Here is a 10829-nt window from a genome sequence, read left to right as displayed (position 1 = left end):
TCAAAAGGCATCCTGGCCCGCACACAGGCCTGGCGCAGCAGGTAATCCACACAAAAAACTCAATACCCCCGCAGATCACATATCTGCGGGGGTTTCCTTCTCCTTATGCACCCGCTCCGCAAAATCCATAAACGCACGTATGATCTTGACGTCACGACGCTGGGAAAGGGAAATCATGCTCTCACCCATTTGCAGATTCACGCCCTTCAATTTGATTTGCCGCAATCGATCATCGTGCCCATATTCCGCCTGAGAAACAAAACCGATACCTGCACCCGAGGCAACAAGTTCGCGAACGGCCTCTCGGCCTTCAGCAACAATCGCCGGGTTTAACCTGATACCTTGTTTCTCGGCGGCTTCTTCCAGTTTCTCGCGTGTTTTTGACCCGTGCTCTCTGAAAATCAGGGGCAACTCGGCAAGCTCCTCCAGGGTCAGGGTGGGTTTGGATGCCAACAGCACGCCCCGGGCAGCAAAGGCCACAATTTCAGTGGACCCCAAATTCAATACGTCCATGTCCTTGCCAGGAGACAGGCTGCCAACAACGCCGATTTCCGCATTGTAAGACCGAAGCTCTTCCAGGATTTCTTCGGTGTTGCCGGATCGCACAGTGATCGTGATTTTCGGGTATTTCTTTTGGAACGAACCTAGAAAAGATGTCATGTGATGCGCTGAATCGGCAATAATCCTTAATTCACCATCGATCGCGGCTTTGGTTTCAGAGAGGTAATCCTCAATCTGATCTTCGATCTCGAAATATTGTTTTGTGAATCTGTAAAGCTGTTCGCCTTCGGGCGTCAGGTTCACGCGTTTTCGTTCACGCTGGAACAGCAGCAGGTCGTGATCCTGTTCCAGTTTTCGGACCTGCTCGGAAATCGCTGGCTGGGTCAGATACAAAGCCTCTGCCGCACGGGAAAAACCCCCATGTTTGGCCACGTAATGAAAGGCTTTCAACTGGCTGTGTCGCATGGCGGTTCCCTGTAGATGCGTTCATAGGCTGCGCTTATGATTAGATTGATAATTGCAATTTCACATATAGCAGGCGTTGCTGCAATTGTGTTCCTGAAAACGCTGTTCTGGAGCCTGGTAATGACGCCATCCAAACCAAAATTAGAGCAACCGCGCCTTGGTGAACCCTACCTTTTGACGCCCGGTCCTTTGACAACGTCCTACGCGGTCAAAGAGGCAATGTTACGTGACTGGGGTAGCTGGGACGATGATTTCCGCGCCATGACGCGCGAGGTGCGGTCTAGCCTGCTGAACCTGCTTGGCGAGGGTGCCGACGCGTTCGATTGCGTACCGATGCAAGGCAGCGGATCGTTTTCCGTCGAGGCGATGCTGGCATCCTTTATTCCGCGAGACGGAAAGGCGTTGGTATTGGCAAATGGTGCTTATGGGCAGCGTTCAGCACAAACGTTGCAGTACCTGGGTCGTGATCATGTTGTGTTGGACAAAGGCGATTACCTGCCGCCGAGGGGTGATGAGGTTGCGCGCATTCTCGCGGATGACCCGGACATCACGCATGTCGTCGCCATTCACTGCGAAACCAGCTCGGGCATCCTGAACCCGGTCGAAGAGATTTCGGAGGTCACATATGCCGCCGGGCGCAAGCTCTTGATTGACTCGATGTCCGCCTTTGGAGCGATTGAGCTCAAACCCACTGAAATCCGTTACGAGGCCATGGTGTCTTCGGCGAACAAATGCATCGAGGGCGTTCCGGGTTTCGGGTTCATCGTGGCGCGCAAGACCGAGCTGGAAGCCGCAAAAGGCAACAGTCATTCGCTGTCTCTGGATGTGTATGCGCAGTGGGCGCATATGAACAAAACGGGACAGTGGCGGTTTACCCCACCGACGCATGTGGTTGCGGCCTTCATCGAGGCACTTCGGGCGCACACTGCCGAAGGCGGTGTTGCAGGTCGCGGCGCCCGCTATACCCGCAACCGGGACGTCATGGTCGCGGGCATGCGGGAACTGGGTTTCGAGACGCTGCTGGATAATCGTTGGTTGAGCCCGATCATCGTCACCTTCTTCTGCCCGGCTGATGAGAATTTCGTTTTCGATCAGTTCTACAACCGGATGAAGGAAAAAGGGTTCATTATCTACCCGGGCAAACTGACTGTCGTCGACAGTTTCCGCGTCGGTTGCATCGGCCAGATGGACGAAGATGTCATGCGTAAAGTTGTGATCGCTGCAAAAGAATCTCTGGAAGAAATGGGCGTGACAAGCGCTGCGCCTCCTCTCCGGGCACTGGAAGAACGCGCCAAGTTGGCCGCATAAAAATCAAGGAAAACACAGATGACCATTCAAACCCCTGTCGAAGCAAATGAGCGCGTCTACCCGACGCCCAAAGTGCCCGCAATTGCCATCTGCCTTGATGGATGTGAACCTGAATACCTCGACGTGGCGATTGCGAAAGGGCTGATGCCCAACCTCAAACGGATGCGGGAGGAAGGTACAGACCGTCTGGCGCATTCTGTTATTCCGTCGTTCACCAACCCCAACAATCTTTCGATTGCCACCGGGCGTCCGCCGATCGTGCATGGAATCTGCGGCAACTACCTTATCGATCCCGACACCGGTGAAGAGGTTATGATGAACGATGTCCGCTTCCTGCGCGCGCCGACCATCTTCTCGCAGTTCTATGATGCAGGTTTCCGGGTGGCGATGGTAACCGCCAAGGACAAGCTTCGCGCGCTGCTTGGTGCCGGGTTGAAGTTTGACGAGGGCAGGGCGGTTGCATTCTCTTCTGAGCGTTCGGGCGAAACGACGCTTGAGGAACATGGCATCGACAATGCCAGCAAATGGTTGGGTATGGACGTGCCCGAGGTATACTCGGCCGAGCTGTCGGAATTCGTTTTTGCTGCTGGCGTCAAGCTGCTGAAAGAGTTCAAGCCCGACGTCATGTATTTGTCGACTACCGACTATATCCAGCACAAGTTTGCACCCGATCAAAAGGGCGCACTTGATTTCTACGCCATGTTCGACCGCTATCTGGGCGAGTTGGACGCATTGGGGGCCGCCATCGTGGTGACGGCTGATCATGGCATGAAGCCTAAGCACCTGGCCGATGGATCCCCTTCGGTCGTTTATGTGCAGGACCTGATGGACGAATGGCTGGGCAAGGATGCGGCACGAGTCATCCTTCCGATCACTGACCCCTATGTCGTGCATCATGGTGCACTGGGTTCGTTCGCGACCGCATATCTGCCGGATGGCGCGGATCAGAGCGACATCATTGCCAAACTCAAGGCGACCGACGGGATCACCCATGTGCTGACCAAGGCTCAGGCCATTGAACGGTTCGAATTGCCCGGTGACCGGATTGGCGACATTGTAATGGTTTCTGGCGAAAACATCTGCATCGGAACGTCCGAGCATCGCCACGATCTGGCAGCGCTCAAAGAGCCCCTGCGCAGCCATGGTGGTTTGACGGAACAAGAAGTTCCCTTCATCGTGAATCGTGTCATCGACCTGCCAAACCAACCCGTGCTGCGCAATTTTGATGCCTTTTTCTACGCAACTACAGCGGCGGCACAGTAAGCCATGAAAGACCAGACCATGTCGAAAATCGAAGTACGTAACGAAGGAATGCGGATCGGTGGCGAAATCGTCTTTACCGATGAAACCATTCCTGTTCTTTACCCGTACACCAACGAGGTCGTGGGCCATGTTCCCGCTGGCACCGCAGAACACGCACACAGGGCATTCGAAATCGCGGCGAATTACAAACCTAAACTGACCCGGTACGAGCGCAGCCAGATATTGCAGCGCGCAGGCGAGCTGATCGGCGAGAAACGCGATTACCTTGCAAAATGGCTGACGTTGGAGCTGGGCATCTGCCACCAGCATGCGATCTACGAAACCAAACGCGCACAGGATGTTTATCAGTTTGCGGCGGCTGAGGCGCTAAAGGACGATGGCGAGATCTTTTCCTGCGATCTGACCCACAATGGCAAAGCCCGCAAGATTTTCACCACCCGAGAGCCGGTGAAAGCAATCAGTGCGATCACTCCGTTCAATCACCCATTGAATATGGTTAGCCACAAAATCGCGCCATCGATTGCGACTAATAATTGCATGGTTTGCAAACCTACCGAACTGACGCCGCTGACTGCGCTGACATTGGCCGACATACTTTATGAAGCAGGCCTGCCGCATGAGATGTTCCAAGTGGTGACCGGCTGGCCGGCTGACATTGGCGATGAGATGATCACCAATGAACATATCGACATCATCACCTTCACCGGGGGTGTGCCGGTGGGCAAGTTGATCGCTGAGAAAGGCGTCTACAAGCGGCAGGCGCTGGAACTTGGGGGTAACGATCCTCTGATCGTTCTGAATGACCTCAGCGATGCGGATTTGGACAAAGCCGCAACAATTGCAGTGGCGGGTGCGACCGGAAACTCCGGTCAGCGGTGTACGGCAGTCAAGCGCATCCTCGTGCAGGAAAGTGTGGCCGACAAGTTTGTGCCGCTGGTTCTGGAGAAGGCCAAGAAGATCAAATTCGGCGATCCGCAAGACCCCGAAACCGAGCTGGGGTGTGTGATCCACGACAAAGCCGCGGAGATATTCGAGAACCGCGTTCTGCAGGCTGAGAAAGAGGGTGCAGAAATCTTGTATCACCCGGGCCGTCAGGGCGCATTGCTGCCGCCTATCGTTGTCGACAAGGTTCCCCATGACAGCGAGCTGGTGATGGAAGAAACTTTCGGTCCTATCGTGCCGATCGTGCGCGTACCAGACAACGACGAAGAGGTGATGGCGATCTCGAATTCGACCGAGTTCGGCCTGTCTTCTGGGGTCTGCACCAATGACCTGAACAGGGCCATCGCCTTTATCAACGGGTTGAATGTCGGCACCTGCAACATCTGGGAACAGCCGGGTTACCGCATTGAAATGTCACCCTTTGGCGGCATCAAGGACAGCGGAAACGGCGTGAAGGAGGGTGTTATCGAGGCGATGAAGTTTTTCACCAACGTCAAAACCTATTCGCTGCCCTGGCCCAACTAAACCTTGCGCCCTTTCCCCACAGACGGGAAGGGCGCCTCATATCCTCCCTGATACTGGCGGGCCTTTTGGGGCCCGCATCTTTTGATGACAGAAATGAGGAGCGGACATGCCACAGATTGTCCACACGGAAGGGGAATCAAACACATCCGAAGCGCGCAAGGCATGGTTGCGAAAGTCCATGGGACCGAAGTCGGCACCTCTGCTCAAACGCGATGCGGATGTGTTTCTGCATCAATCTCTGTCATCACCCTGCGTCAGCACTATTGCAAAGGCCGAGGGGATCTGGATCGAGGATATGGAGGGTCGCCGGTACATGGATTTCCATGGCAACTCGGTGCATCACATAGGCTATGGGCACCCGCGTCTGATAGCCGCCATCAAAGCGCAACTTGATGATCTTCCTTTTGCACCCCGCCGCTTTACCAATGACCCGGCAGTGGATTTGGCAGAAAAACTGGCAGATATCGTGCCTGGCGATCTGGGGAAGATGCTCTTTACCACTGGCGGCTCTGACGCCAACGAGGTTGCCCTCAAAATCGCGCGTGCCGCGACCGGTCGGTTCAAAACAATCAGCTTCTGGGATGCCTTCCATGGCGCGGGCTTTGGCGCCGCAAGCGTCGGTGGCGAGGCGACGTTCCGCAGTCATATCGCGGGCCCCCTCTTGTCGGGCACTGAACATGTCGCGCCCTTCGCCTGCTACCGTTGCCCATACAATCACGCGGGACCGGAAACCTGCGGGTTGGCCTGCGCGAAAATGGTCGAATATGTTCTGGAGCGTGAAGGAGATGTGGCCGCAGTCATAGCCGAACCGATGCGCGCGGTGCCCAATGTACCACCGCCGGGGTTTTGGAAATCCGTGCGAGAGGCGTGCAATCGTCACGGCGCGCTTTTGATCATGGATGAAATCCCGACCGGCCTTGGCAAAACCGGCAGGATGTTCGCCTTTGAACATGACGAGATCATTCCCGACATTGTGACGCTTGGAAAAGCGCTTGGCGGTGGTATCCTGCCCATTGCCGCTTGTGTTGCCCGCAAACAATTGGACGTCTGCGGAGATTTTGCCATCGGTCATTACACACACGAAAAGAACCCGGTCACCGCGCGGGCCGCTTTGACAACACTTCAGATCATCGAAGATGAGGGGTTGGTTCATCGGTCGGCCACGCTGGGTGAGCACGCAATTGGTCGTCTGATGGACGAACTTCAGAACGTACCCACCGTCGGAGACATCCGGGGAAGGGGTTTGATGTTCGGGGTCGAAATCGTTGATGATCGCGTTGAAAAGATACCGGGCAATGCGCGTGCCGAACGGATTTACTACGCCTGTCTGGAGGCCGGTTTGAGCTATAAGATCAGTCAGGGATGCGTTCTGACATTGTCGCCGCCGCTGACCATCTCACAATCGGATCTGGACCACGCAATCGACATTGTGATCGCTGCTATCAAGGCCGAGAGTTGACACGTCGGATCAGTCAAAACTCGGCAGTAAGTAAAAAGAGGCTAGCCGAGACAGCGATGAAGACCCCAAAGTGCGACGTAAGACAACGAGTCCGATGGCGCACGGCGTACAATAGAATTTGGAATTGGCCGATGGCGTTGTAATATCCAACTGCACTCAGGCTTAAAACGCTGACGAAAGTAACGGGAAAGGCAAAATCTTCAATTCGGCCTCTGGTACAAATGAGACTGAACAAACTGACGGGATTACAGGAACTCAAAATCAACAGAGCGGAGTCTTTCATGGTATCGAATGTAGTTCAGAAGCTGAAAGACCTTTTGTTGCTGTGCTTTACAGATCGCAGCCCGTCGCCTTTGCAAAAAACTGAGAAACAAGATGCCGTTCAGCAGGCGACTACTTTTTACCTGCCATAGGGTATTCAATCTCCCTTTGCCGCGAGATCTTTGAATACAAATTTCACCAACTTGCCCCTGCCTTCATCCATTCAGCTTCTTTGACAGAACTGGGAGCGCAGAAGCTCTGTTGGTGATCCAACGGTTCGCTAAGTTCTATGACCTGCCGCCACGACGCTTGTCGGGAACGCGAATTGAAAATGTGGCATCTGACTCTGCAGGGGCAGATGCCTTCGAGCTGTACGGGTGTTCAGCGCAAACCCGCCACCGAGTTACCAAGGTGGCGGGGCAGGTTATCGTTGCGACATTTCTTTCGGATCAGAGCTTAATGCGGAAGGCTGCGAAACCGTCGGCGCCTTCCCCGGCGTCCTCGATTGCCACACCTTTGACGTCGCCCATATAGTCGCGGGCTTTTGGACCCGTCTCGAACAACACCGTGGTGTCCTCCAACGGTGAAAACGACCAGTTGGCATCCGCTTTGGGATCGATTGTGCCCTGTTCGACAATGTAGCGAACAATGACGTCGCGGTTGGTGTCCGGTGCTTCGAACACGATCGTGTCGCCCATTGCGCCCGGGAACGCGCCACCACCGGATGCACGGTAATTGTTGGTGGCAATGATGAACTCCATGTCATCCGTAACAGGCGCGCCATTGAAGGCAAGGTTCACGATCCGTGCTGCGTCGGGGTTCACCTCTTCGCCCTTTGGTCCAAAGCGCGACGGTTGCGACAGGTCGATCTGATAGGTCACACCGTCCATCACGTCGAAATTGTACGACGGGAACTCGGGGTTCAGAAGGATCGCATCCTTGGACCCAGCTTCAACCTGATTGAACATACCGGCCGAGCGTTCCAGCCAGCCACGCACCTGCGCCCCGTTCACGCGAACCGCACGGACGGTATTCGGGTAGAGGTACAGATCGGCCACGTTCTTGATGGCAACGTCCCCGACCGGGACATCGGTGTAATACTCCGGACCGCCGCGGCCACCAGCCTTGAACGGTGCTGCCGCAGACAGGATCGGCAGCCCTTCATGCTCGGTGCCTTTCAGCATGTCTTCGACATACCATTTCTGCGCGATCGAGACGATCTGCACAGACGGATCATCCGCGACCAACGCAAAATAGCTGTGCAGTGGGGCCGAGGTCTTGCCGACCGCGCGTCGAACATAGGCCAGCGTTTCGTCATGAGCTTTCGCAACCGATTCCAGAACCTTCTGATCATCTTCGACCAGAGCGGTGATTGATCGATCTTCGTTACGTTTGGATATCGGGCGCGCCTCGGAGGTTGTGGTAACGACGCGCCATTCATTGCCGTCCCGTTCCAAAAGCAGGTCCAGCAGGCCAAGATGCGACCCCCAGAAACCGCCCATGACGGCAGGTTTGCCCATCAGCGTGCCTTTTTCCACGTCGATCCCGGGGCGGTCAGCAAATGTCGGTGACGGGAAAACCAGGTGATTGTGGCCGGTGACCAGCGCGTCGATCCCGTCGACCCCTGCCAGAACCACCGATGCGTTTTCCATGCCGTCCTCATGATCGGCCCCCCCGATCCCCGAATGCGACAGGGCGATGATCAGGTCACATCCCTGTTCCTTCATCTCGGGTACATAGGCCTGAGCCGTCTCGACGATATCGCGGGCCTGAACATTGCCCTCCAGGTGCCTGCGGTCCCAGTTCACGATTTGTGGCGGGGTAAAACCGATGACACCGATCCTGATCGGATGTTTGGTGCCGTCGCCCATCTCGATTTCACGGTCGAGGATGGCATAGGCCTGAACAAGGGTCTTGTCGTCACGCGGGTTTGCACCTTTTTCCTTGGCGACGTTGGCCAGAACAACAGGGAACTCGGCACCGGCCAAAGCCTTGTTCAGGAAATCCAGACCGTAGTTGAACTCGTGATTGCCCAGCGTCGCGGCATCATACCCGACCGTATTGAAGGCCGTGATGATGGGATGGCTGTCGCCGTCCTTCATGCCGCGCTCGTAAGCGATGTAGTCGCCCATCGGGTTACCTTGCAGAAAATCGCCGTTGTCCACCAAGAGCGAGTTTGTCGCCTCAGATCGGATTTCGTTGATGATCGACGCTGTGCGGGACAGGCCCACCGTGTCGCGGGGTTTGTCCGCATAGTAATCATAAGGAAACACATGGACATGGATATCGGTGGTTTCCATGATGCGCAGATGCGCCTGATTATTGGCCGCCGCCACCGAAAACGGGTGCAGGGTAATTGCCGCCGCACCAGCGGTTGTCGTGGCAAGGAAGCGGCGTCGTGAAATTGAAGAACGGCTTGAGAAAGACATGGGTCACCTTTCAGTTTTGTGGTCAACGCGTCTTTTTGCCTGAAATTCGCAACATCCATATGAAACAGGTTGCCAGCGCTTTAGACGCGTCATGTGTAGGCGCAATGCCAGGTACAATAGCCCAACTTCCTGTACTTGATAAGACATGGCAGAAGGGGAACCCGTGCCCTGCGATTGCCAAGACAATGCCTCACAATCAGTGCTTTGCGACATATCCAACCCGCATCATGTTGGCAGCCATCCACTGACCGCCAACCGTGTGGATGGGACAGCCCGGTTATCGACGTCCCGCCCCCAGGACAATAAGCTCTTTCGGGAAACTGGTCAGTGATTGGCACCCGTCTTCTGTGACCAAGACGTCATCTTCAATACGGACACCGAAATTGCCCAGGTCATACAGACCCGGTTCGTTGGTCCAGACCATGCCTGCGCGCATTACCTGGTTGTTTCCGCGCATGATATATGGAGCCTCGTGCACATCCCGACCCAATCCGTGGCCTGTCTTGGTGCGGATGCGATTGGCGAAAGGGGACGCTTCAAGAACGCCGATGACTGCATCATCGATATCATGGGCCGTCACACCGGGGCGACACACGTTCAGACCCATCTGATTTGCTCGCAATACAGTTTCGTAGACGGCCTTGCCCTCATCTGAGACTTCGCCAACGAAAAAGGTTCGCGTGATATCCGCGACAAATCCATCCTTGCGCGCGCCAAAGTCAAAGAGCAGCGCATCGCCGGTTTGAATCCGATAATCCATACGCGCTTTCCCATGTGGTCGGGCCGAGTTGTCGGCAGCGACCACAATCGGTGTAAAGGCCAGTGAATCGGCACCTTCGGCAAACATTGCCTGGATCAAATCCTGTTCGATCTGTTTCTCGGTCTGACCTGCGTGTACCTTTCCGATAACCCGCTCAAGCGCACGTTCCGAGATGGTGATCGCAGCTTGCATGGAGGCCACATCCTTGCTGGACTTGATCAGTCGCAGGTTCGAGATTTGGTGTTCCGCATCAGTTATTTGTAACCCAGGCATAGCTTCGGTCAGCGCGTCAGAGACAAAAACACGCATGACCTGTCCTTCAACTGCAAGGGACGCGATGCTCAGGTGGTTCGCCAAAGCGGTGAAAGCCCCTTTGTAACCCGCCTCATCCCGCCAATCGAATACCGCTCCTTCGAACCTTAATTGATCCCACGAGCCAAGTTCCAGATTTGGAACAATGGCAGCGGGTTCTCCTGATGCGGGGATCACAACCACGATGGGGCGTTCGTTAGTCATGAAAGACTTGCCCATGGCTCGGTCGAAATTCGGACCCGGCACCAATGCCACGGCATCGACAGAGATTTCACGGGCCAACCGGCGATATTCTGATAAATCTGGCATCCTTACCAACCCTTATTGTGACCAAAACCACCCGCTTCGGCGATCTCGGCAAATCTTATTTTTCTTACGCCACACGCGAACCGTCATTGGTTTGGTATTCTGACAGTTGGAAACGTTGCCAATCGTTTCGCCGCACAGCAGTATACAGCCCGGCCAATAGTTCGGTTCGTGTTTCAGATTGCAGTCGTCACTTTTGTCAGCCACCTGAGCAGCCTCATCTGACTGGTCCAAGTTGATTGTTAGTGCATCATCGGCCTGTGATCCATCGGGATGATGGTTTCAGGTGCCGGCGGGC

General features: G+C 55.2%; 7 protein-coding genes. 4 read left to right on the top strand and 3 right to left on the bottom strand.

The features are described from left to right. Window positions 1–75 precede the first annotated feature (75 nt). Entirely contained in the window at window positions 76–966 is an 891-nt protein-coding gene (locus ACR0M3_RS19730; RefSeq protein ID WP_480484611.1) for a LysR substrate-binding domain-containing protein, read from the bottom strand. 120 nt (window positions 967–1086) lie between these two features. On the opposite strand from ACR0M3_RS19730, the gene ACR0M3_RS19725 reads away from it, so the two are divergent. From ACR0M3_RS19725 to pbfA, 4 genes are all read left to right on the top strand, one after another. Further along, window positions 1087–2274: a 2-aminoethylphosphonate--pyruvate transaminase gene (locus tag ACR0M3_RS19725; protein WP_480484612.1), complete on the top strand. Its 1188-nt coding sequence runs from the start codon at window positions 1087–1089 to the stop codon at window positions 2272–2274. Between the two features lie 18 nt (window positions 2275–2292). Continuing rightward, complete coding sequence (gene phnA, locus ACR0M3_RS19720; protein ID WP_267365552.1) at window positions 2293–3537, top strand: phosphonoacetate hydrolase; 1245 nt, start codon at window positions 2293–2295, stop codon at window positions 3535–3537. A 3-nt stretch (window positions 3538–3540) separates the two neighbouring features. Beyond that, window positions 3541–5004: a phosphonoacetaldehyde dehydrogenase gene (gene phnY, locus ACR0M3_RS19715; protein WP_480912362.1), complete on the top strand. Its 1464-nt coding sequence runs from the start codon at window positions 3541–3543 to the stop codon at window positions 5002–5004. Window positions 5005–5110: 106 nt separating this feature from the next. Beyond that, a complete protein-coding gene (pbfA, locus tag ACR0M3_RS19710; RefSeq protein ID WP_480912359.1) occupies window positions 5111–6463 on the top strand; it encodes a (R)-1-hydroxy-2-aminoethylphosphonate ammonia-lyase in 1353 nt (450 codons plus the stop codon). A 710-nt stretch (window positions 6464–7173) separates the two neighbouring features. On the opposite strand, the gene ACR0M3_RS19705 is transcribed toward pbfA, so the two are convergent. Then, window positions 7174–9153, bottom strand: a complete 1980-nt coding sequence (locus ACR0M3_RS19705; RefSeq protein ID WP_480901155.1) for a bifunctional 2',3'-cyclic-nucleotide 2'-phosphodiesterase/3'-nucleotidase — start codon at window positions 9151–9153, stop codon at window positions 7174–7176. A gap of 277 nt (window positions 9154–9430) precedes the next feature. Beyond that, window positions 9431–10534, bottom strand: coding sequence for a M24 family metallopeptidase (locus ACR0M3_RS19700; RefSeq protein WP_480912357.1), 1104 nt, complete (start codon window positions 10532–10534; stop codon window positions 9431–9433). Between the last annotated feature and the right edge of the window lie 295 nt (window positions 10535–10829).

The organism is Ruegeria sp. O5, assembly GCF_056535105.1.
The sequence above is the reverse complement of the archived record's forward strand: the minus strand, read 5'-3'. Positions and strand labels throughout refer to the sequence as shown.

Coding starts and splice junctions, on each gene's coding strand:
- ACR0M3_RS19730 (WP_480484611.1), bottom strand. CDS start 966: ATGCGACACAGCCAGTTGAAAGCCTTTCATTACGTGGCCAAACATGGG.
- ACR0M3_RS19725 (WP_480484612.1), top strand. CDS start 1,087: ATGACGCCATCCAAACCAAAATTAGAGCAACCGCGCCTTGGTGAACCC.
- phnA (WP_267365552.1), top strand. CDS start 2,293: ATGACCATTCAAACCCCTGTCGAAGCAAATGAGCGCGTCTACCCGACG.
- phnY (WP_480912362.1), top strand. CDS start 3,541: ATGAAAGACCAGACCATGTCGAAAATCGAAGTACGTAACGAAGGAATG.
- pbfA (WP_480912359.1), top strand. CDS start 5,111: ATGCCACAGATTGTCCACACGGAAGGGGAATCAAACACATCCGAAGCG.
- ACR0M3_RS19705 (WP_480901155.1), bottom strand. CDS start 9,153: ATGTCTTTCTCAAGCCGTTCTTCAATTTCACGACGCCGCTTCCTTGCC.
- ACR0M3_RS19700 (WP_480912357.1), bottom strand. CDS start 10,534: ATGCCAGATTTATCAGAATATCGCCGGTTGGCCCGTGAAATCTCTGTC.